19 protein-coding genes are annotated in these 21964 nt (G+C 62.5%); 9 read left to right on the top strand and 10 right to left on the bottom strand.

Going from position 1 to position 21964, the window contains the following annotated elements; translation table 11 throughout:
• Window positions 1–7: 7 nt before the first annotated feature.
• From DM807_RS18515 to DM807_RS18505, 3 genes are read left to right on the top strand one after another with little or no spacing between them, the layout of a single operon-like run.
• Window positions 8–658 (top strand): GNAT family N-acetyltransferase, encoded by a 651-nt coding sequence (locus DM807_RS18515; RefSeq protein WP_012272521.1) that lies wholly within the window; start codon window positions 8–10, stop codon window positions 656–658.
• A 52-nt stretch (window positions 659–710) separates the two neighbouring features.
• On the top strand, window positions 711–2453 hold the full coding sequence (locus tag DM807_RS18510; protein ID WP_012272520.1) for an autotransporter assembly complex protein TamA: 1743 nt from the start codon (window positions 711–713) through the stop codon (window positions 2451–2453).
• Window positions 2450–6124, top strand: coding sequence for a translocation/assembly module TamB domain-containing protein (locus DM807_RS18505; protein ID WP_179027693.1), 3675 nt, complete (start codon window positions 2450–2452; stop codon window positions 6122–6124). Before DM807_RS18510 ends, DM807_RS18505 begins: the two co-directional genes overlap by 4 nt.
• A gap of 19 nt (window positions 6125–6143) precedes the next feature.
• Here the strand turns inward: DM807_RS18505 and DM807_RS18500 are convergent, their stop codons facing one another.
• From DM807_RS18500 to DM807_RS18485, 4 genes are all read right to left on the bottom strand, one after another.
• The gene (locus DM807_RS18500) at window positions 6144–6698 is read right to left on the bottom strand and encodes a DUF2589 domain-containing protein (protein ID WP_012272518.1); all 555 of its coding nucleotides are present in this window, start codon (window positions 6696–6698) and stop codon (window positions 6144–6146) included.
• 74 nt (window positions 6699–6772) lie between these two features.
• Entirely contained in the window at window positions 6773–7417 is a 645-nt protein-coding gene (locus tag DM807_RS18495) for a DUF2589 domain-containing protein (protein ID WP_012272517.1), read from the bottom strand.
• 64 nt (window positions 7418–7481) lie between these two features.
• Window positions 7482–7862 (bottom strand): Mor transcription activator family protein, encoded by a 381-nt coding sequence (locus DM807_RS18490; protein ID WP_012272516.1) that lies wholly within the window; start codon window positions 7860–7862, stop codon window positions 7482–7484.
• 249 nt (window positions 7863–8111) lie between these two features.
• Window positions 8112–8570: a hypothetical protein gene (locus DM807_RS18485; RefSeq protein WP_012272515.1), complete on the bottom strand. Its 459-nt coding sequence runs from the start codon at window positions 8568–8570 to the stop codon at window positions 8112–8114.
• A gap of 151 nt (window positions 8571–8721) precedes the next feature.
• On the opposite strand from DM807_RS18485, the gene DM807_RS18480 reads away from it, so the two are divergent.
• Entirely contained in the window at window positions 8722–8910 is a 189-nt protein-coding gene (locus DM807_RS18480; protein ID WP_003248064.1) for a hypothetical protein, read from the top strand.
• A gap of 36 nt (window positions 8911–8946) precedes the next feature.
• Here the strand turns inward: DM807_RS18480 and DM807_RS18475 are convergent, their stop codons facing one another.
• Window positions 8947–9321 carry a hypothetical protein gene (locus DM807_RS18475; RefSeq protein ID WP_012272514.1) on the bottom strand — a complete coding sequence of 125 codons (375 nt, stop codon included), beginning with the start codon at window positions 9319–9321 and terminating at the stop codon, window positions 8947–8949.
• A gap of 196 nt (window positions 9322–9517) precedes the next feature.
• Here DM807_RS18475 and pvdQ point away from each other — a divergent pair, with 196 nt between their 5' ends.
• The gene (pvdQ, locus tag DM807_RS18470; RefSeq protein WP_179027692.1) at window positions 9518–11827 is read left to right on the top strand and encodes a bifunctional acylase PvdQ; all 2310 of its coding nucleotides are present in this window, start codon (window positions 9518–9520) and stop codon (window positions 11825–11827) included.
• A gap of 66 nt (window positions 11828–11893) precedes the next feature.
• On the opposite strand, the gene DM807_RS18465 is transcribed toward pvdQ, so the two are convergent.
• Window positions 11894–12616, bottom strand: coding sequence for a UDP-2,3-diacylglucosamine diphosphatase (locus DM807_RS18465; RefSeq protein WP_012272512.1), 723 nt, complete (start codon window positions 12614–12616; stop codon window positions 11894–11896).
• Window positions 12613–13113 carry a peptidylprolyl isomerase gene (locus tag DM807_RS18460; protein ID WP_012272511.1) on the bottom strand — a complete coding sequence of 167 codons (501 nt, stop codon included), beginning with the start codon at window positions 13111–13113 and terminating at the stop codon, window positions 12613–12615. The genes DM807_RS18465 and DM807_RS18460 overlap by 4 nt, the downstream gene beginning before the upstream one ends.
• Before the next feature lie 248 nt (window positions 13114–13361).
• Here DM807_RS18460 and DM807_RS18455 point away from each other — a divergent pair, with 248 nt between their 5' ends.
• Window positions 13362–15065: a glutamine--tRNA ligase/YqeY domain fusion protein gene (locus DM807_RS18455; protein ID WP_179027691.1), complete on the top strand. Its 1704-nt coding sequence runs from the start codon at window positions 13362–13364 to the stop codon at window positions 15063–15065.
• Window positions 15066–15074: 9 nt separating this feature from the next.
• Window positions 15075–16457: a cysteine--tRNA ligase gene (gene cysS / locus DM807_RS18450; protein ID WP_060514113.1), complete on the top strand. Its 1383-nt coding sequence runs from the start codon at window positions 15075–15077 to the stop codon at window positions 16455–16457.
• Window positions 16458–16490: 33 nt separating this feature from the next.
• Here the strand turns inward: cysS and DM807_RS18445 are convergent, their stop codons facing one another.
• The 3 genes from DM807_RS18445 to csiR all read right to left on the bottom strand — a co-directional run bounded on the left by DM807_RS18445 (window position 16491) and on the right by csiR (window position 19310).
• A complete protein-coding gene (locus DM807_RS18445) occupies window positions 16491–17882 on the bottom strand; it encodes a sensor histidine kinase (protein WP_012272508.1) in 1392 nt (463 codons plus the stop codon).
• Window positions 17860–18540 (bottom strand): response regulator transcription factor, encoded by a 681-nt coding sequence (locus DM807_RS18440; protein ID WP_012272507.1) that lies wholly within the window; start codon window positions 18538–18540, stop codon window positions 17860–17862. The genes DM807_RS18445 and DM807_RS18440 overlap by 23 nt, the downstream gene beginning before the upstream one ends.
• 74 nt (window positions 18541–18614) lie before the next feature.
• A complete protein-coding gene (gene csiR / locus DM807_RS18435; protein ID WP_012272506.1) occupies window positions 18615–19310 on the bottom strand; it encodes a DNA-binding transcriptional regulator CsiR in 696 nt (231 codons plus the stop codon).
• A 196-nt stretch (window positions 19311–19506) separates the two neighbouring features.
• On the opposite strand from csiR, the gene glaH reads away from it, so the two are divergent.
• Together glaH and lhgO are read left to right on the top strand one after the other, a co-directional pair.
• Complete coding sequence (gene glaH, locus DM807_RS18430; RefSeq protein ID WP_012272505.1) at window positions 19507–20484, top strand: glutarate dioxygenase GlaH; 978 nt, start codon at window positions 19507–19509, stop codon at window positions 20482–20484.
• A gap of 114 nt (window positions 20485–20598) precedes the next feature.
• A complete protein-coding gene (gene lhgO, locus DM807_RS18425) occupies window positions 20599–21849 on the top strand; it encodes an L-2-hydroxyglutarate oxidase (RefSeq protein ID WP_012272504.1) in 1251 nt (416 codons plus the stop codon).
• Window positions 21850–21964 lie beyond the last annotated feature (115 nt).

Genomic DNA, 21964 nt, shown 5'->3' with positions numbered 1-21964 from the left:
GCCCGCAATGCCCGAAACCACAGCCGCTCCGGCCCGTGTCTGCTTGCTCGATGATGGTTACAGCCGCGAAGCGCGTTCATTGCTGTACAACGCTTACCGCCATGAGCCTACCTTCGCCTACATCTTCGAGGCCCAGCGCCCCGGTTATGAGCGGCGCTTGCGGGTGATGGTGCGCGAATGGGTGCGCCAGCACTTCTATCTGCAACTACCCGCCATCGGCTTGCTGGTAGAGGATCGCCTGATTGCCCTGGCCCTGATCGTGCCGCCACTGCGCCGCCTGGGCGTGGCCGACAGCTGGGCCTGGCGCCTACGCATGATGCTGGGTACAGGCCTGCGCTGCACGCGGCGCTACATGGACTACCAGGCCGCGCTGGCCACCTGCCTGCCCACTGACCGGGTGCATGTGCTGCCATTGCTGGGGGTGCACCCGCAATTCCAGGGCAAGCACTACGGCGAGCAATTGTTACAAGCTGTGCACGACTGGTGCGCGGAGGACCCAGGCACCCAAGGGGTCGTGCTGGATACCGGTAACGAGCACTACCTGGCTTTTTATCAGCGCCAGGGTTATGAAGAGATAGGCGAGGTAGCTGTAGGACCAATCCGAGAAAGGGTGTTCTTTCATCCTAATCCAATCTCTTCAAATTCCGCTTTTGCCTGAACAGGCCGCCAGGCGGCTCCCTTGAGCGCCTGGCTCTGGTAGCATTCGCCGCATGACGTATTCAGGAAGATTCACCTGGGGCCTGGTTTTCTGGGCCGCCAGTTTCGCAGCGTGGGGCCAGAGCGAGTTGCTGGTGAAGGTAAAACCGGCCAACAAGGCGCTCAAGGCCAATGTCGAAGGCTATATCGGCACCTTGGGTGACCGCGATGAAGAAGCACTTTTACGCTTCAGTCGCGGGGCCGAGGAGCAGGCGCGCAAAGCGGCGCAGGCACTTGGTTACTATCAGGCACAGATCGATACCGAGGTAAAACCCGCCAGCGACGCTGACCATTCCCCGCAACTGATCATCAGCATCAACCCTGGCGAGCCCATTCGCCTGCGCAACGTGACTGTGCGCATCGAGGGCCCGGCCAGCGAAATGAAGGCCTTCCGCGTGCCTGACAGCAAGGCGCTGCGCGCGGGTGAGCAACTCAATCACGGCCTTTATGAGGATGCCAAACGGCTGATCCAGAACCAGGCGTCGCGCTACGGTTTCTTCAGTGGACGCTTCAGCAGCCAGCGCCTGGCTGTGGACCCGCAGGCCGGCGTGGCCGATATCGAACTGGTCTACCAGAGTGGCCCGCGCTATCGCCTGGGCGCTGTCACCTTCGGGGGCGACACGCCGTTGGATGACGATCTCTTGCAGCGTATGGTGTCATTCAAACCGGGCACCCCCTACGACTCGGAACTGGTCGCCGAGCTGAACAATGACCTGCAATCGAGCGGCTATTTCGAAGGTGTGCGCGTAGACGCGGCGCCTACTGCCGCCGTAGGTGAAGAAGTCCCGGTGGATGTCCGTCTGGAAACCCGTAAACCACGCACCCTGGGCCTGGGCCTGGGTTTTTCGACTGACGTCGGGCCGCGCGGCAAGGCCAACTGGACCCGCCACTGGGTCAACCCGCAGGGCCACAGCTACGGTTGGGAAACCGAGCTGTCCGCACCACGGCAGAACGTTGGCCTGTGGTACGACATTCCCCTCGACCCGCCGCTGACCGACAAGCTGCGCTTTGCCGGTGGCTACCAGAATGAAGAGCTTGCCGGTACCGACACGCTCAGCAAGCTGTTGACGGTCGGCCCCGAGTGGCACAGCAAGCTGCCCAGTGGCTGGCAGCGGGTGATATCGCTCAAGTACCAGCGCGAGGAGTATCGCCTGGGCGACGACTCCGGGTTGAGCAACTTGCTGATGCCTGGCGTGAGCTATTCCTTCCTGCGCAGCGACAACCGCATCGACCCACACAACGGCTATCGCCTGCAATTCGATGTGCAGGGCGCCAAGGAAGGGCTGGTTTCCGATACCAACCTTCTGCACGGCAACGTATTGCTCAAAGGCCTGACCACGCTGGGCCAAAACCACCGCTTTCTCGGTCGCGTGCAGTTTGGCGGCAGCGCGACCAATGGCTTCAAGAACAGCATTCCGCCTTCGCTGCGCTTCTTCGCCGGTGGCGACCAGAGCGTGCGCGGCTACGACTACCAGACCCTGTCGCCGAAGAACAGCGACGGCGACCGCATTGGCGGGCGCTACCTGGTGGCTGGCAGCGTCGAGTACCAATATTCGCTGACCGAAAAGTGGCGGGTTGCGACGTTCGTCGACCAAGGCAACTCGTTCAACAACCTGGAGCTGCCCAGCCTCAAGACCGGTGTTGGCTTTGGTGTGCGCTGGGTGTCGCCGGTGGGGCCGTTGCGCCTGGACCTGGCCAAAGCGCTGGATGACGAAGGGGGCATTCGCCTGCACTTTTCCATGGGGCCCGAGCTGTGAAACGCGTGATCAAATACATTCTGCTGGGCCTGCTTGGGGTAGTCGCGAGCTTGGGCCTGGCACTGGGCCTGCTGCTGGGGACCGAGGCTGGCAGCCGCTGGGCACTGGGCAAGGTGCCCGGGCTCGAAGTGGCCGATTTCCAAGGGCGCCTTGCGGGCAGTTGGCAAGCTAGCCAGCTGATCTGGGCCGACGCCGGCAGCAAGGTAGAGGTACAGGCGCCGATGCTGGCTTGGTCGCCTGCTTGCTTGCTACGCGCCAGGTTGTGCATCGACCGGTTGCAGGCCGAACGCATCGACATGGCCTTTGCGCCAAGCCCCGAACCCACCGACAACGCACCGCTGCAATTGCCGACCCTGCGCTTGCCACTGGCTATCGAGCTGGGCGAGGTCAAGGTTGGTCAGCTGCGCCTGGATGGCAGCGAACTGCTTGGCGACTTGCAGCTCGCGGCGCACTGGACCAACAGCGGGATGCGCATCGACAGCCTGCGGCTGCAGCGCGACGACCTGAATTTAAACCTGCAAGGCGACCTGCAGCCCGAAGGTGACTGGCCGCTGCAACTGCAGGCGCAACTGCAGTTGCCTGCGGTAGAGGGCAAGCCTTGGCAGCTGGCACTGACTGCCAGCGGTGAATTGCAAAAAACCCTGAAACTGGCTGGCAGCAGCAGTGGTTACCTCGATGCCACGCTGAGCGGCCAATTGCAGGCATTGGCCGAACACCTGCCAGCTACCTTGCAGATCCGCTCCGAGGCATTCAAGCCGGCTGGCACGTTGCCCGACACTTTGCAGCTGAACCAGCTGAAGCTCGACGCCCAGGGCGATTTGCTCAAGGGCTATCACCTGTCGGGCACGGCCAGCCTGCCCGCCGAACAATCGCCGATCGCCCTGGCCTTGTCCGGGTTGGTGGACAGTAAAGGCGCCAGGCTCGATGCCTTGGACCTGACCGCCAACGACAACCAACGGGTCAAGTTGCAAGCGACGGCTGACTGGCAGCAAGGCCTGAGCGCCGATGCGCAGCTGGACTGGCAGGATTTCCCGTGGTTGCGCCTGTACCCCTTGGAGACTCCGCCTGAGGTCACCCTCAAGCGCTTCAATACCCAGGTGCATTATCGCGATGGCAATTACCAGGGCACCTTCAAGGGTGAGCTGGACGGCCCGGCGGGGGCGTTCAGCCTGGCCAGCCCGTTCGAAGGCGACCTGAGCCAGGTGAAACTGCCACAGTTGGCGCTGACTGCCGGCCAGGGCAAGGCCGCCGGCAGTGTCGCCGTGCGTTTTGCCAACACGCTGGCCTGGGATGTCGACTTGCAGCTTTCCGCGCTCGATCCGGCCTATTGGCTGGCCGAGCTACCGGGCACCCTGGCGGGGCCACTGCGCAGCAAAGGCGAGCTCAAAGGCGAGGCGCTTACCCTCGATGCCCAGCTCGACCTTAAAGGCCGCCTGCGTGGCCAGCCAGCCGTACTCAAGGCCGAAGCCCAGGGGGCAGGGCAAAACTGGACCCTGGGCGCACTGGCTATCCAGCTGGGTGACAACCGCATCAACGGCAGTGGCAGCCTGCAACAACGGCTGGCCGGGCGAATCGACATCGACTTGCCGCGCCTGGGCCAGTTGTGGCCGAGGCTGCAAGGGCAGGTCAAGGGGCGGCTGGATGTCGCCGGGACGCTGCAGGCTCCGCAAGGTACCCTGACCTTGCAAGGTCAGCGCTTGGCCCAGGCCGAAAACCGCCTGCAGCAGCTGGACCTGGAGGCGCGCCTGGACAACGCTCAACGCGGCGTTGTCGAGCTCAAGGCCACAGGTATTCACCTGGGTGACACGGCCTTGGGCACGCTGCAGGCCAACGGCAAAGGCGACATTCGCCAACAGGCCGTGACTCTGGCGTTGGACGGCCCGCAACTCAAGCTCGACCTTGGCCTGGATGGCCAGTTGAACAAGGGTGACTGGCGCGGTCGTCTGGCCAGCGGGCGGATTCAGGCCGGCGGCCAGGATTGGCAGTTGCAGGCCCCGGCACGCCTGCAGCGGCTGGCCAGCGGTCAGCTGGACTTCGGGGCTCACTGCTGGCGCTCCGGGCAGGCCAGCCTGTGTGGCGAGGACCAGCGCCTGGCCCCCGAGCCCCGCCTGCGCTACCACCTCAAGCAGTTCCCGCTGGACAGCCTGGCCCAGTGGCTGCCGAAGGACTTTGCCTGGCAAGGCCTGCTCAATGCCGATATCAACCTGGACATCCCGGCCAGCGGCCCCAAGGGTACTGTCGTTGTCGATGCCAGTGGCGGCACCCTGCGGGTACGCGACAAGGGCCGCTGGATCGACTTCCCGTATCAGGCCCTGCGCCTGGACAGCACGCTGGCACCGCGACGCATCGATACGCGCCTGGCGTTTCGCGGTGAGCGTCTGGGGGAACTGAGCGTCAACGCCCGGCTCGATCCGCTAGGCAAGAACAAGCCATTGTCGGGTGATTTCCGCCTGGCCGGGCTAGACCTGTCGGTGGCCCGTCCGTTTGTGCCGATGGTCGAACGCCTGGCCGGGCAGCTCAATGGCAGTGGCCGGCTTTCAGGTACTTTGCTGGCGCCGCAGGTCAACGGTAACCTGATGCTCAGCGGTGGTGAAGTCAGTGGTGCAGAGCTGCCGGCCAGCCTGCAGGACCTGTCACTGCAGGCACTGATCAGCGGTGAGCAGGTGCAGCTCAACGGCAATTGGCGCAGTGGCGAGGCTGGGCGTGGGCGGTTGAGCGGCAACCTCACCTGGGGCCAGGCGTTGGGCATGGACGTGCGTTTGCAAGGCCAGCAACTGCCGGTCACGGTCGAGCCCTATGCCGCACTGGAGGTGGCCCCAGACCTTACCTTGCGCCTGATCGACGACAAGCTGGCGGTGACCGGCAAGGTTCAGGTGCCCAAGGGCAAGATCACCGTCCGCGAGCTGCCGCCGTCCACCGTCAAGGTGTCGGATGACACGGTAATCGTCGGTCACCAGACCGAAGAGGGCAAACCGCCCATGGCGATGGCCATGGACATCGACGTCGAAGTGGGCCAGGACAAGCTGTCGTTCAGCGGCTTTGGCCTTACCGCCAACCTGCTTGGCCATGTGCACATTGGTGATAACCTCGACACCCGTGGCGAGCTGAGCCTGGCAGACGGCCGCTACCGTGCCTACGGTCAACGCTTGACCATCCGCCGAGCGCGGCTGCTGTTCGCCGGCCCAATCGACCAGCCGTACCTGGACATCGAAGCAATCCGCAAGGTTGACGATGTGATTGCTGGTATCCGCCTGAGCGGCAGCGCCGAACAGCCCACCACGAAGGTGTTCTCGGAGCCGGCCATGAGCCAGGAGCAGGCGCTGTCGTACCTGGTACTGGGGCGGCCATTGGGCACCTCCGGCGAAGACAACAACATGCTCGCCGAGGCGGCCTTGGGCTTGGGGCTGGCCGGCAGTGCCGGCATTACCGGCAGCCTGGCGTCGAGCCTGGGCATCGACGACTTCCAGTTGGATACCGAAGGGTCGGGCAACAGCACCAGCGTGGTCGCCAGCGGCAACCTGACTGAAAAGCTGAGCCTGCGTTACGGGGTAGGGGTGTTCGAACCCGCCAACACCATCGCCTTGCGTTACAAGTTGAGCAAGAAGGTCTACCTTGAAGCCGCCAGCGGGCTGGCGAGTTCACTGGATATCTTCTACAAACGCGACTTCTAGGCCTGCGCCGGGGCGGTCGTCAACGGACGATGGCCGCCTCGATGAACTCATTGGTGTCGGTTGGGGGCGGCGATTGGGTAGCGCGTACCGGGACGATCAGGCTGGTGTATTCCTCGATCAACCGGTTCAGCGCCTCCGGCGGCTCACTCGCCTGGAACTGCATGCGGATCTGCACTTCGTCTGGGTCCCGGCTTTCACCCTGACGGCCCTGGCCGCCGATGGTCACCTTGAAGCTGGCGGCCTTGCTCTCGGCTGCCGTCAGCAGCGCCTGTTGCGCTTCAGTACCTTTGACCCTTACAGACAAATCGACCTGCATGCGCTCCAGGGCCAGGCCCTTGGGTGATACCAGGGCGAACAATGGAACGCGCATGATGTGCTGGCCGTCCATCGCCACCTCGACCATCTTGGCCTTCATAGGGGCGCCCAACGCCTCGGTGTCGCATTCGAAGAACTGGTCGAAGAGGTTGATGTACTGCTGGGCGATCAAACTGTTGGTGGCGCTGGCGGCCTCTTGCAGGCCTCGGGTGATCTCGCGCAGGTCGATGGAGGTCATGGGGGCAGGGGGCTTTTGCAACGATCCGACTCCTCAAGCCAGGTTATGCCCCTCTCATTGCGGGAAGAGGGGCTCGAGGGTGAAGTGCAAGGGTCTTAAGGGGTCGGTAGTTTTTCAGGCTCAGGCCCTTTCAAGGTATCGGCCTGGGAAATTTCGTCCGGGCTTTCCAGCGCGGCCGTTCTGACAACGGTTGGCTTGGTCGCGGCGTCAGTCAGAAACTCGATTACCCTCATCATCGCTTCGGGCGGTTCCTGGCGTTTCAAGGTCGTGTTGAAGGCATAGCGGGCGCGGGTATCTGTCTTGCGGGTTTGCGTGGACTTGTGGCTCACGCTGCCTTTCACGTTCAGCTTGAACGGCCCCCAGCCCAGGGAGGCGGTCGTTTCTGCATTCATGTCCTTGCTGGATACATCTTCGGACATCTGGCTGATGACCAGCTCGAACTCGACATTACCCTCTTCAATGGAAATGTTCGGGTGGGTAATGGCCGCCAGCAGCGGCACTTTCATGGTCTTGCTGACTACACCCTTGTATTCGCCTTGTTCGTCGACGATGGTTTCGTCGTAGTCGAACTGGATGGCGACGGCCTTGCCATCCTGGACGCACACCTGCATCAGAAAGTCGGCGTACGATTTACTGGCAGTCACCTGCGCCTGGACCATGGCCTGCAAGGGGCCAGCAATCAGGCGGTCCATCGGCAGGGCGTTGATGACGGAGCCAATCAGGCTGTTATCTATCGACATATAAGGAAACTCATCTTCTGGTGGGTTGAGGCGGCCGCATAAGGGCTGCTACGGTGCTTGGGTATCAGCGAGTGCAAGGCTCCTGGCGCCGGATGTTGCCGATCTGGCGCAGGCTCAGGCCGTACTTGTTCGCCAGCAGGCTGCGTGACAAGCCGTTGGCGCTTTCCTTCTGGATCTGCTGGTTGCGCAGTTGGCGCAGAAAGTGGTCAGCCTTGGGAATTTCCAGTGCGACCCCGGCAAAGCGCTTGATCAGTGCGTCTAACGCTTCGGCTGGCAGCACGTCGGCGAGCTTGGTGCGCTCGCGGTGCTTGGGAATGTATTTGGGCCTGCCGCCGTAGGCGCAGGTGAGCTGGTAGGCGTTTTCGATACCGATACACTCGATCAAGGCCTGCAACGAGTGGGGCAGTTGGCTGATATCGATCTGGCTCAAATCTGGCAGTTGCATATGGCGCTCCTTCGGGATGGGTGGATGTGCGACCCGATCACCCACGGCGTTATGTCGAAGGTGTGAGCAAATTCTGTGCGACAGCCAAGGCGCGTCGCTAGGCGACATAGGGGCTGGGGGTTGTAGCTTCGGTGAGTAGGTTTTGCAGGCAACGATATCTGGCGGTGTAGGAAATCGCGTTGACTTCCGGCTGTACCGTAAGGCGACCCATCTGGTTACTCCCATTGATGCGAATGGGTCAGGCAACCATCAGTCGCACGGATAGCTGCTCAGCAAGCTGGCGCTAGCCAGGTAGGCGTGAGGGGTGGCGCGCATGCCTTGGGGCAATGTGCGCCAATCGACCAACAGGCAAAGCGCATGCAACGGCTGCCCGTTGCGCTGGCCAATGGCCGGGCCGGCAAAGCTGCGGCGGTACAGTGCCTGTGTCTGGCGCAGTGCCTGTACCTGGTCGGCCTGGGCCAGGGTTTGCCGAGCCAGGTCGGGTAACCGGGCCGCAGGCACGCTGAAATGTACCGGCGCAGCACCAGCCTGCAGGTAGCCGGCCTGGCGGACACGTTGCCACAATTGTTGCCATTGGCTGGCACCGGCATGGGTAGCCAACTGGTGGCCCAGTTCGAGCAGGTGTTCGTCAGGCGTCTGCTGGGTGTCCAGCGCATGAAGGGAGAGGGGGGACAGAAACAGCGATGCGAACAGCAACGTTTTGTACATGGTGCCTCCGGCATGGGTGCTTGGAACTCCCATGCTTTCAGGCCCGCGCTGCCCCACCCAGCAGGAAATACAGCGCTGTGGGCAGTGACCGTTGTATCATTGCCGCCGCTCGTTGCGAGCCATTTGCCCCTGATGTTGCAAGGAACCTTCGATGACACACGTGCAGCGCCTCAAATATTCACTTTTGATCATCCTGGTGGTACTGGGCCTGATGCTGGGCCTGTCCCATCTGCAGAAGCAGGGCACAATCAGTGAACAGACCTTCCAGATGCTGGCCATCGCCATTGCCGTGGTGGTCGTGGTGATCAACGGCATTCTGCGGCGCAAGGTCAAGCCCTGATCTGCGCGGGCCGGCCAGGCATGGCCGGCCATGCGCTCAGCGCGAGAGTGTTTGCTCCAGTACGGCACGCGCCTGGGGGTTGAGGCTGTAACATTTGTCGCTACCCAGCTGGATGACGCCTTCGGTGCACAGGCGCTTGAGTACTTCGCGCACACTGAGGAACGACAACGGGATATCCAGTTGTTCCAGTTGTGCATGCACACCGCGCACGCCAATACTGCGGCCATTGCGGTCGGCGGCGTGCAAAGCGTCGATCACCTTGAGGCGGATCAGGCTGGTGCGCAGGCCGAAGGTGCGCAGCAGCTCGCGGATCTGTTCATTGCCGATGCGTTCTTCAGAAAAAGCGTCCTGTCCATTGGGCGCTTTGCCTGGGACGCGCCCGGCCTGGATCGAGGGTTGCGGGTTGTACATGTGAATGCTCCTTTTCGTGGACGAACCCGAAATGTGGTTGCCTCACTTACTAGGACGAATGAGAACGCAAAAACTGCAACCCACTCGTAAAAAAAATGCCTGCTCCTCATCAAGACGTTCCATCGCCTTGTAATACGTAAAATTTTCATCTGGCCATTCGTCTGATCGGGATGACCCCCGAATCCGAGGAGTGCCCGTGTTTCCACTTTCCCGTCCCATGACGTGCGCCGGCCTGGCCGCTGCCCTGGTGGCCTTCAGTATCGGCGTACAGGCGCAGCCCGCCGTAGCCGATACCAGTGCCCAGATCCGTCGCACCAGTTTTGGCGTGCCGCATATCGTGGCCAAGGATGAGCGCGGCCTGGGCTATGGCGTTGGCTATGTCTATGCCCAGGACAACCTGTGCCTGCTGGCCAATGAAGTGCTGACCGTGAGCGGTGAGCGATCGCGCTTTTTCGGCGCCAAGGGCAAGACCCTGGAGCAGCGTGACAACCTGGCCAGCGACCTGTTTTTCACCTGGCTCAACAGCCCGGCGGCGGTCGATGCGTTCCTGCAGGCACAGCCAGCGCCGGTACAGGCACTGCTGGCGGGTTATGCCAGCGGCTACAACCGGGCATTGGCCGAGCGCCGTGGCCAAGGGCTGCCCGCCGAATGCGGCGAGGGTGAGTGGGTGCGGCCTATCAGCAGCCAGGACCTGGTCAAACTGACCCGCCGGTTGCTGGCCGAGGGCGGTGTCGGGCAGTTCGTCGAGGCGCTGGCGGGGGCACACCCTCCAGCACTGACCCGCCAGGCATCCTCAGCGGGTTTTGCCGCTGCGCTGGCCCGGCAGGAGCGGTTCGCCTCGGAGCGCGGCAGCAATGCTGTGGCAGTAGGTGCGCAGCGTTCGGCCAATGGCCGCGGCCTGTTGCTGGCCAACCCCCACTTCCCGTGGATGGGCGGCATGCGCTTTTACCAGATGCAACTGACCATTCCAGGCCAGCTCGACGTGATGGGCGCAGCATTACCGGGCCTGCCGATGATCAACATCGGTTTCAACCAGCACCTGGCGTGGACGCACACCGTCGACACCTCTAAGCACTTCACCCTCTACCGCCTGCAGCTCGACCCCAAGGACCCGACGCGCTACTTGCTCGATGGCAGGTCGCTACCGCTGGCCCGGCAAACCATCCGTGTGGCGGTCAAGGCCGAGGATGGCAGCCTGAGCCAGGTAGCGCGGCAGGTCTACAGCTCTCAGTTCGGCCCGGTGGTGCAATGGCCAGGTCGCCTGGACTGGGATGTGCATGCGGCCTACAGCTTGCGTGACGCCAACCTTGAGAACACACGTGTATTGCAGCAGTGGTACCAGATCAACCGTGCCGACAGCCTCGCGGCATTGAAGGGTTCGGTCGAGCAGTTGCAAGGCATCCCTTGGGTCAACACGCTGGCCGTGGACCAGGGTGGGCGGGCTTTGTACCTGAACCAGTCGGTCGTGCCCTATGTCGACCAGCAACTGCTGGATACCTGCAGCAACCCGCAGGCGCAAGGGCGCGTGGTGGTGCTGGATGGTTCGCGTAGCGCCTGCCAGTGGAAGGTGGACGCGCAGGCGGCGCAACCGGGCATTTTCCCGGCCCGCTTGCTGCCGAGCCTCGAGCGTGAAGACTTCGTGCAAAACTCCAACGACCCGGCCTGGATGGCGAACCCTGCACAGCCGCTGACCGGCTACTCACCCTTGGTCAGCCGCAATGACCAGCCGCTGGGCATGCGTGGCCGTTTTGCCCTGCAGCGTTTGCAAGGCACCGCCCGGTTGGGTGTGGATGAGCTGCAGCGCATGGTCACCGATGACGAGGTCTACCTGGCCAGCCTGGTGCTGCCGGACCTGCTGCAATGGTGCAAGGGTGCCAGCGCGGATGTGCAGGCCGTGTGCAGCAGCCTGGCTGCCTGGAACGGCAAGGCCGACCTGGACAGTGGCATTGGCCTGGTGCATTTCCAGAATCTGTTCACTGCCTTGGCCGAGCACCCGGAAAGCTGGCGGGTGGCGTTCGACCCGGCCGACCCGCAGCACACCCCGCGCGGCCTTGCGGTCGAGCAAGCCGCGGTGCGTAAGCTGGTACACGATGCAGCACTGGCGTCGATCAAGCAGGTAAGTGAGAGTGGCGTGGCCGGGGAGGCGCGTTGGGGGCAGGTGCAGCAGGCGCTTGATGGCACGCCGGTACCGGGTGGCCCGCAGGCGCTGGGGGTGTACAACGCGATTTACAGCGTGCCGCACGGGCACGGCAAGCGGCTGGTGGTCAGTGGTACCAGCTACCTGCAACTGGTCAGCTTCACCGACAAAGGGCCAGAGGCGCGTGGGCTGCTGGCGTTCTCGCAGTCCAGCGAGGCCGCTTCGGCGCACGCCAGTGACCAGACCAAGGCCTTCGCGGCCAAGCAACTGGCGCTGATACCGTTTACCGAGGCACAGATCAAGGCGGACCCTGAGTACCGGGAATTGGTGATCAGTGAGCGGGACAAGGGGGCAATGGCGCAGCAGTAAGGCATGCTGGCCACTTCGCGGGTCACCCCCGAAGTGGCCAGTGCTGGCAACCCGCTGGTGTCGGGGTCAGGAAAACTCGAACGGCGCCAGCTGGAACCCTTGCTCGTCAACCTGCAGGGCCCAACCCCGGCGGTCCCAGTCGCCCAGCACGATGCGCCGTGCTGGCTGCCCATCGACCATCAGCTTGTGGATCGCCGGGCGGTGGGTATGGCCATGCACCAGCGTGCGCACGCCATGCGCCGCCATCACCTTCGGTACTTCCTCCGGCGTGACGTCGACAATTTCGGTGGATTTCATCCGCGTTTGCGTGCGGCTTTCGCTGCGCAGCTTGCGCGCCAGCTTGTAGCGGGACGACAACGGCAGGTGGCGCAAAATCCACAAGCTCAGCGGGTTGCGCAGCAAACGGCGCATTTTCATGTAACCCAGGTCGCGGGTGCACAAAGTGTCGCCATGCATCAGCAGCACCTGTTCACCGCCCAGCTCGATCACGCTGGGGTCGCTCAGTAGCGTGCAGCCTGCGGCGTCGCAGAAGGCCTGGCCAATCAGGAAATCACGGTTGCCGTGCATCAGGTAGATGGCCGTGCCGCTGTCGCTCAGCCGGCGCATCGCCTGGCAGATCGACTGCTGGAAGGGCGTCATGGCATCGTCACCGATCCACGCTTCGAAAAAGTCGCCAAGAATGTACAGCGCCTTGGCGTGGCGGGCACGGCCATCGAGCAGATCAAGAAACGCCCGGGAAATATCCGGGCGTTCTTCTTGCAGATGCAGATCGGAGATCAGCAGTATCACTCAATGATCTCGGCTTTCTCGATGATCACGTCGTCTTTCGGTACGTCCTGGTGACCCGCTTTGGAGCCGGTGGCGACTTTTTCGATAGCGTCGACAATTTCACGGCCTTCGATCACTTCGCCGAACACGGCGTAGCCCCAGCCCTGCACGTTCTTGCCGCTGTGGTTGAGGAAGTCGTTGTCGGAGGCGTTGATGAAGAACTGCGCCGAGGCGGAGTGCGGCTCCATGGTGCGGGCCATGGCGATGCTGTACTTCTTGTTCTTCAGGCCGTTGTCGGCTTCGTTCTGGATGCTGGCGCGGGTTTTCTTCTGGCTCATGCCGGCCTCGAAGCCGCCGCCCTGGATCATGAAGCCCTTGATGACACGGTGGAATACGGTGCCATCGTAGTGGCCTTCCTTGACGTACTGAACGAAGTTTTCGGTAGTCAGAGGCGCTTTCTCGGCGTCCAGCTGCAGGACGATGTCGCCGTGGTTGGTGCTCAGTTTGACTTTGGACATGCTGAAACTCGCTCTTTCAAGGCAATCAGAAATTAGGGTGCGCAGTGCGCGGGTTATCACCTGACGCAGGATCAGGCGAACTCGACACATGGCGCGCACTGGCCATTTTGCCAGGCTGCGGCAAAAAGCCGTGATAAATCACATCAGTTTGTTTGGGCCCGACTGTCAGCAGCTTGACTGCTTCGGCTATGATAGGCCCTTTGATTCAATCGGCCTACCCAGGCTGGACACACGCATTCAAGGATCCTATGAGCAAGCCCACTGCCGACAACGCGCCCAACGCCGCTGCCAAAGGCGCCCCCGCTGTCCCTGCGAACTTCCTGCGGCCGATCATCCAGGCCGACCTGGACTCGGGCAAGCACAGCAGCATCGTCACCCGTTTCCCGCCGGAGCCCAATGGTTATCTGCACATCGGCCACGCCAAGTCGATCTGCGTCAACTTTGGCCTGGCAAAGGAATTCGGCGGCGTCTGCCACCTGCGTTTCGACGATACCAACCCGGCCAAGGAAGACCAGGAGTACATCGACGCCATCCAGAATGATGTCAAGTGGCTGGGTTTCGACTGGGCCGGCGACGTGCGTTATGCCTCCGACTACTTCGACCAGTTGCACGACTGGGCGGTCGAGCTGATCAAGCAGGGCAAGGCCTACGTCTGCGACCTGACCCCTGAGCAAGCCAAGGAATACCGCGGCAACCTCAAGGAGCCGGGCAAGAACAGCCCGTTCCGCGAGCGCAGCGTGGAAGAAAACCTCGACCTGTTCGCCCGCATGAAGGCCGGCGAGTTCAAGGACGGCGAGCGCGTGCTGCGGGCCAAGATCGACATGGCCTCGCCGAACATGAACCTGCGTGACCCGATCCTGTACCGCATCCGCCATGCCCACCATCACCAGACCGGTGACAAATGGTGCATCTACCCCAACTACGACTTTACCCACGGCCAGTCGGACGCCATCGAGGGCATTACCCACTCGATCTGCACCCTGGAATTCGAAGGGCATCGTCCGCTGTACGACTGGTTCCTCGACAACCTGCCGGTGCCGGCACATCCGCGCCAGTACGAGTTCAGCCGCCTGAACCTGAACTACACCATCACCTCCAAGCGCAAGCTCAAGCAGTTGGTGGACGAGAAACACGTCGACGCCTGGGACGACCCACGCATGTCGACCCTGTCGGGCTTCCGTCGCCGTGGCTACACCCCGGCCTCGATCCGCAATTTCTGCGAAATGATCGGCACCAACCGTTCCGACGGCGTGGTCGACATGTCGATGCTGGAGTTCAGCATCCGTGACGACCTGGACCGCACCGCACCGCGCGCCATGTGCGTGCTGCGCCCGCTGAAAGTGGTCGTCACCAACTACCCCGAAGGCCAGGTCGAGCAGCTTGAGCTGCCACGTCACCCGAAGGAAGACATGGGTGTGCGCGTGCTGCCGTTCTCCCGCGAGCTGTACATTGACCGCGACGACTTCATGGAAGAGCCGCCGAAGGGCTACAAGCGCCTGGAACCGGCTGGTGAAGTGCGCCTGCGTGGCAGCTACGTGATCCGCGCCGACGAAGCCATCAAGGATGCCGACGGCAACATCGTCGAGCTGCGTTGCTCGTACGACCCGGACACCCTGGGCAAGAACCCTGAAGGCCGCAAGGTCAAAGGCGTGATCCACTGGGTGCCGGCCGAGGGCAGCGTCGAGTGCGAAGTGCGCCTGTACGACCGCCTGTTCCGCTCGCCGAACCCGGAAAAGACCGAGGAGGGCGGCAGCTTCCTGGACAATATCAACCCTGGTTCGCTGCAAGTGCTCAGCGGTTGCCGTGCCGAGCCGTCGCTGGCGCAGGCGCAGCCCGAGGACCGCTTCCAGTTCGAGCGCGAAGGCTACTTCTGCGCCGACCTGAAAGACAGCCAGCCGGGCCGCCCGGTGTTCAACCGCACTGTCACCCTGCGTGACTCCTGGGGCAGCTGAGGAACCACCGTGCTTACCATTTACAACACCCTGAGCAAAGCGAAGGAAACCTTCAAGCCGCTGGATGGCAACAAGGTGCGCATGTACGTGTGCGGCATGACCGTGTACGACTACTGCCACCTGGGCCATGGTCGCAGCATGGTGGCCTTCGACCTGGTCACCCGCTGGCTGCGCAAGAGCGGCTATGACCTGACCTACGTGCGCAACATCACCGACATCGATGACAAGATCATCAATCGGGCCAACGAGAACGGCGAAACCTTCGACGCGCTCACCGCCCGCATGATCGACGCGATGCACGAAGACGAGCGTCGCCTGAACATCCTGCCGCCGGACCAGGAGCCGCGTGCCACCGACCATATCGCCGGCATGCACGCGATGATCCAGACCCTGATCGACAAGGGTTACGCCTACGCCCCGGGCAATGGCGACGTGTACTACCGCGTCGGCAAGTTCGTCGGCTATGGCAAGCTGTCGCGCAAGAAAATCGAAGACCTGCGCATCGGCGCACGCATCGAGGTCGACGAAGCCAAGCAGGACCCGCTGGACTTCGTGCTGTGGAAAGGCGTCAAGCCGGGCGAGCCGAGCTGGGAGTCGCCATGGGGCCCAGGTCGTCCGGGCTGGCACATCGAGTGCTCGGTGATGTCCACCTGCTGCCTGGGTGAGAGCTTCGACATTCACGGTGGCGGCAGCGACTTGGAGTTCCCGCACCACGAGAACGAGATTGCCCAGAGCGAGGCGGCCACTGGCAAGCAGTACGCCAACGCCTGGATGCACTGCGGCATGATCCGTATCAATGGCGAGAAGATGTCCAAGTCGTTGAACAACTTCTTCACCATCCGTGACGTGCTCGAAAAGTATCACCCGGAAGTGGTGCGCTACCTGCTGGTGGCCAGCCACTACCGCAGCGCGATCAACTACTCGGAAGACAGCTTGCGTGATGCCAAGGGCGCGCTGGAGCGCTTCTACCACGCCCTGCGCGGCCTGCCACGGGTGGCGGCCAAGGGTGGCGAAGCGTTCGTCGAGCGCTTCAGCGTGGCGATGAACGACGACTTCGGCACCCCTGAAGCCTGCGCTGTGCTGTTCGACCTGGTTCGCGAGATCAACCGCCTGCGCGACAGCGACCTGGAAGCGGCTGCCGGCCTGGCTGGTCGCCTGCGCGAGCTGGGTGATGTGCTGGGTGTGCTGCAGCTGGAAGCCGATGACTTCCTGCGTGCGGGTGCCGAAGGCAAGGTCGATGCTGCCGAGGTGGAAGGCCTGATCCAGGCGCGTCTGCAGGCGCGTACGGACAAGAACTGGGCAGAGTCGGACCGTATTCGCGACCAGCTCACCGCCATGGGCGTAGTGCTGGAAGACAGCAAGGGCGCGACTACCTGGCGTCTGGCTGACTGATCGGCGTATAGGGGCCGCAAAGCGGCCCCGCTTTTACTTGGCCAGCCCCGCGAGCGGGCAGTGCAGCACTAACCTGGCCCCACCCAGCTCGCTCTCTCCAATCTCCAGCCCGAACCCATGCAGGTCGACGATCGCCGCAACGATCGACAACCCCAGCCCGAACCCGGCATGGCGGTGGCCTTCATCACTGCGGTAGAACCGCTTCAGCACCGCAGTACGCTCTTCTTCGGGAATGCCCGGCCCGCTGTCCTCGATGGCCAGGTGCACGCCGGTATCGTCCTGTGTCGCGAAAATCCGCACCTGCCCACCCTCGGGCGTAAACTTGATCGCATTGCCTACCAGATTGGCCAGCGCCTCGAACAGCAGTTCGCGGTCACCGTGCAGAGCCGGCAGCTGTGCGGGCTGGTGCAATTCCAGATGAATGCCGCCATCCTCGGCCAATGGCAGGTAAAAGTCGTGCAGTTCGACCAGCAGTTCATGAGGGTCCAGCTGGACGAAACCAGCCCGGCGCTGGCGGTCTTCCAGCTCGCTGATGCGCAGCAACCCACGAAAGCGCGCCATCAAGGTGTCGGTTTCGCCAATGGCCTGGTCCAGCGCCTCGGCTTGCGCGGAATCCACGTCGCTTTGCTGGCGAATGCGGTAAAGCTGGGCGCGCAGGCGGGTCAGCGGGGTGCGCAGGTCATGGGCAATGTTGTCGCACACGCCTTTGACCTCGTGCATCAACCGCTCGATGCGGTCGAGCATGGCATTGACGATGGCGGCCAGCATGTCCAGTTCGTCGCGCCTGGCTGACAAGGGCAGGCGGTGAGTCAGGTCACCCGCGACGATAAGCTCGGCCTGGGCCTGGATCGCACGGATACGCTTCAGCGGGCGGCGGCGCAACAAATACCAGCCGGCAAAGCCTGGGATCAGCGTCAAGGAGATACCCCAGAGCAGGGCATCGAGAATGATCCGGGTAACCACGAACAGTGAGCCGTTGTCGCGGAACAGTACCAACCAGCGGCCATCCTGTACCTTGATCGCTACCGCATCGCAGCTGTCGCGGGGCAGGTGTGGGTCGTCGGCATCCAGGCAGCGTTTCAATTCATGGATCTTGCCGTCCAGCCTGAGCTCCGGGGGCAAGGCTCGCACACTGCCGCCAATCGGGTTGAGCTGGGTGTCGAACAAGCCATAGGCATCGAAGCTGCGCTCCTCGAAGGCCTGGCTGGCGATCAGGGCGTCGTCCAGTTGTTTGCCGCTCATGTGCGCGAACAGGTGCTGACGCTGCAGCATGGAGTGGCGGGTGAGTTTGTTCAGGTAGCTGGACACCTCGAAGTACAGCACCCCCATGAGGATGCTGCTCCAGGCCACGAACAGAAAGCTGTACAGCGCCAGCAGGCGGCTGGTCGAGGAACTCCAGCCTTTAGACGGGTTCAGCAATGGCATAGCCGGAGCCCCGTACCGTACGGATCAGCGGCGATTGGCCGGGGGAGTCGATTTTCTTGCGCAGGCGGCCGATGTGCACGTCGATCAGGTTGGTGCCCGGGTCGAAGTGGTAGCCCCAGACTTCCTCGAAAATCATCATCCGCGTGATTACCTGGCCGCTGTGGCGCATCAGGTATTCCAGTAGCTTGTACTCGGTGGGCAGCAGGTTCAGCGTGTTGTCACCGCGACGCGCTTCGTGGCTGATCAGGTCCAGTTGCAGGTCGGCGACCTGCAGGCGGGTCTGGGTCATGGGCACGCTGTTGCGGCGCAGCAACACCTCGACCCGCGCGGCCATCTCGTCGGAGGCGAACGGTTTGGTCAGGTAGTCGTCACCGCCGGCACGCAGGCCGCGCACCCGCTCATCGACGTCGGAGAGGGCGCTGATCATCAGGATCGGCGTGGCGATCTTGAGGCTGCGCAGGGTGGTGACGATGGTCAGGCCATCGACCTCGGGCAGCATGCGGTCCAGGGTGATCAGGTCGTAGCCGCCGGCAATGGCCTTGGCCAGGCCCTCACGGCCGTTGTCGGCCCAATCCACCTCCAGGCCGTGGCTGGTAAGTTCGGCGACGATTTCCTGGCCGGTGACGGCGTCGTCTTCGATGGTCAGTACGCGAGGCATGCTGGTTCCTGGGCATCTAATAGAGATTTGATTGTGCCAAAGAATAGACAACCGGCGATTTAAGAAAAATTCATCTAGCGTGCGCCGATACCTTCAGCATGCATGATCTGCGCAATGATCGGCACCGGGGTCATCAGGTGCGAGCGCATCATGGCGCTGGCGCGCTTGGCATCACGGGCGAGAATCACCTCGACCAGCGCTGCATGCTCCTGGCGCTTGAGCTCCAGCGCCTGCTCGGAAAACACCGTCTGCGTCAGCCACAGATGGCGGTAGCGTTCGGCCTGGTCGAACAGGTAGGTGCGCGCTTGCAGCAGGTGCTTGGAGCCGCAGCCCGAGGCGATGGCGGTATGGAACGCCTTGTGCCGTTCGTCCCACACGTCCAGGCGCTGTTCACGGGTTTTCACCTCCACCACTTTGGCCAGGGTGTGCGAGTGGGCCAGCACCGAGGCCTCCCAGGCGTCGTCGCCGCGTTCGATGGCCAGGGCGATGATCATCGCTTCCAGGTTGGCGCGGGCATCATAGATGTCGTTCATCTCGTCCAGCGACATGGGCGCCACCCGGTAGCCTTTCTGGCTTATCGCGTTGACCAGGTGCTCTGCCACCAGTTGTGACAGTGCTTCGCGCAGCGGGCCCACGCCCAGGTCGTAGCGTTCCTTGAGGGCGCTCATCAACAGTTTTTCACCGGGTTTGAACACGCCGCGGATGATGTCCTTCTTGAGCCTCTCATACCCGCTGAATGCTGAGTTTTGTCGGGGGGCGAGCGCTTCCAAGATCCTGTTCCTCAAAACGTTTTGCCGATCATACCGAAACCCTCTGCCGACGAAAAACAATGGACAAAAAAGTCTAATGTCGCTGAATGATAAAAATGTAGACATTTTGAGTTTGTAGCGATATTTTTACCTCGCCCGCACTGCTCCAGGTCACTACCGGACAGCGCCACACAACTTTTTTTGCCAGGACACTGCCATGAACGCCTTTACGCAGATCGACGAACTTGTCATGCCGCTGCCGCTCGAACCGCAGGGCTATACCATTGCCCCCTCGAAACAGTCGCCGCGCCTGCTGGAACTGACCTTTGCCCGGGAAACCGTCGAAGCGTTCGTGCAGGCGGTTGCCCAATGGCCGGTACAGGCACTGGAGTACAAGTCGTTCCTGCGTTTTCGTGTAGGCGAAATCCTTGACGAGTTGTGCCAGGGCACCTTGCGCCCGGTGTTGCTCAACACCATCCTCGACCGCGCCAGCGGCGGCATGCTGATTACCCCTGTCGGCCTGGACGACGTGAGCCAGGCCGAGGACATGGTCAAGTTCACCACCGCCTGTGCACACCTGATCGGCCGTTCCAACTACGACGCCATGAGTGGCCAGTTCTACGCGCGCTTCGTGGTGGTCAACAGCGATAACTCCGACAGCTACCTGCGCCAGCCGCACCGGGTCATGGAACTGCACAACGACGGCACGTTCGTGAACCAGATCACCGACTACGTGCTGATGCTGAAAATCGACGAAAAGAACATGGAAGGCGGCAACTCGCTGCTGCTGCACCTGGACGACTGGGAGCAGTGCGACGAATTCTTCCGTCACCCGATGGCACGCCGCGAGATGCGTTGGACCGCACCGCCGAGCAAGAAGGTGGCCGAAGATGTGTTCCACTCGGTATTCGACACCGATGCCGAAGGCCGCCCGACCATGCGCTACATTGACCAGTTCGTGCAGCCGGAAAACTACGAGGAAGGCATCTGGCTGAACGCCTTGTCCGATTCGTTGGAAGGCAGCGAGAAGAAGGTTTCGGTACCGGTGGGGGTGGGCAGCTTCCTGCTGATCAACAACCTGTTCTGGCTGCATGGCCGCGACCGCTTCACCCCGCACGAGGGGCTGCGCCGCGAACTGATGCGCCAGCGTGGTTACGTCGCTTTCCCTAAACCGCTGTACCAGCGCGGGCAATAATGACAGGGCGCGGGGCGGGCGCCCGCCCACGCGTCTTTGCACAAAACGATGCCACCTGGGCCCGCGCGGGCCTCGGTGAGCAAGCCAGGCAATGCCTGCGTGTGAGGTAAGGCTGTGTACGATTTCATCATTATTGGCGGTGGCATTGTGGGCATGTCCACGGCCATGCACCTGATCAAGGTCTACCCGGACGCAAAGATTCTCCTGCTGGAGAAAGAGTCTGGCCCGGCCCGCCACCAGACCGGCCACAACAGCGGCGTGATCCACGCCGGTGTGTATTACACCCCCGGCAGCCTCAAGGCGCGCTTCTGCCTGGAAGGCAACAAGGCCACCAAAGCCTTCTGCACCCAGCACGGCATCCGCTTCGATGAGTGCGGCAAGCTGCTGGTAGCCACGAACGACCTGGAAATGCAGCGCATGAAGGCGCTGTGGGAGCGTACTGCGGCCAATGGCCTGGAACGCTACTGGCTGTCGGCTGACGAATTGCGCGAGCGCGAGCCCAACATCGTTGGCATGGGTGGCATCTTCGTGCCGTCCAGTGGCATCGTCAATTACGCTGAAGTCACTGCTGCCATGGGCGCCGAATTCCAACGTGCTGGTGGTGAAATCCGCTATGGCGCCGAGGTGGTCGGCCTGCAGGAGCAGGCCAGTGAAGTGATCGTGCGCACTCAGCGCGACGAGTTCCGCAGCCGTTTCCTGGTGACTTGCTCGGGCCTGATGGCCGACCGAGTGGTGAGCATGCTGGGCCTGCGCACCGAGTTCGTAATCTGCCCGTTCCGTGGCGAGTACTACCTGCTGCCCAAACAGCACAACCAGATCGTCAACCACCTGATCTACCCGATCCCCGACCCGTCGATGCCTTTCCTGGGTGTGCACTTGACCCGCATGATCGACGGCACCGTCACCGTTGGCCCCAATGCTGTACTGGCGATGAAACGCGAGGGCTACCGCAAGACCGACGTCAGCCCCAGTGACTTGTTCCAGACCCTGACCACCCCTGGCATCCTCAAGGTGCTGGCGAAGAACTTCCGCCCGGGCCTGATCGAGATGAAGAACTCGCTGTTCAAGGGCGGGTACCTCAAGCAAGTACAGAAATACTGCCCGAGCATCACCAAGGCCGACCTCACGCCTTATCCGGCTGGTGTGCGTGCCCAGGCAGTATCGCGTGATGGCAAGCTGATCGACGACTTCCTGTTCGTCAACACCGCGCGCAGCGTCAACGTGTGCAACGCACCGTCGCCAGCTGCCACCTCGGCTATCCCGATCGGCGCCTACATCGTCGAGAAAGTTTGCGAGCAGGTCAGCCTGCAGGGCGGCAGCTTCCCCAAAGCAGACCTGGCTGCCAACCAGCGGGCGGCTAGCTGACACCGCCGTAGCACCTCTTGCGGTTTCGTTTTACTCAACCCGAACTGCCCTACTCACCATTTAGGGCAGGGCGGGCTTTTTCGCGCCTGCGTCGGTGACGTGCAGCCGGCGGCCC

The sequence above is a fragment of the Pseudomonas hunanensis genome, from assembly GCF_013393325.1.
GTDB lineage: Bacteria > Pseudomonadota > Gammaproteobacteria > Pseudomonadales > Pseudomonadaceae > Aquipseudomonas > Aquipseudomonas putida_P.
The sequence above is the reverse complement of the archived record's forward strand: the minus strand, read 5'-3'. Positions and strand labels throughout refer to the sequence as shown.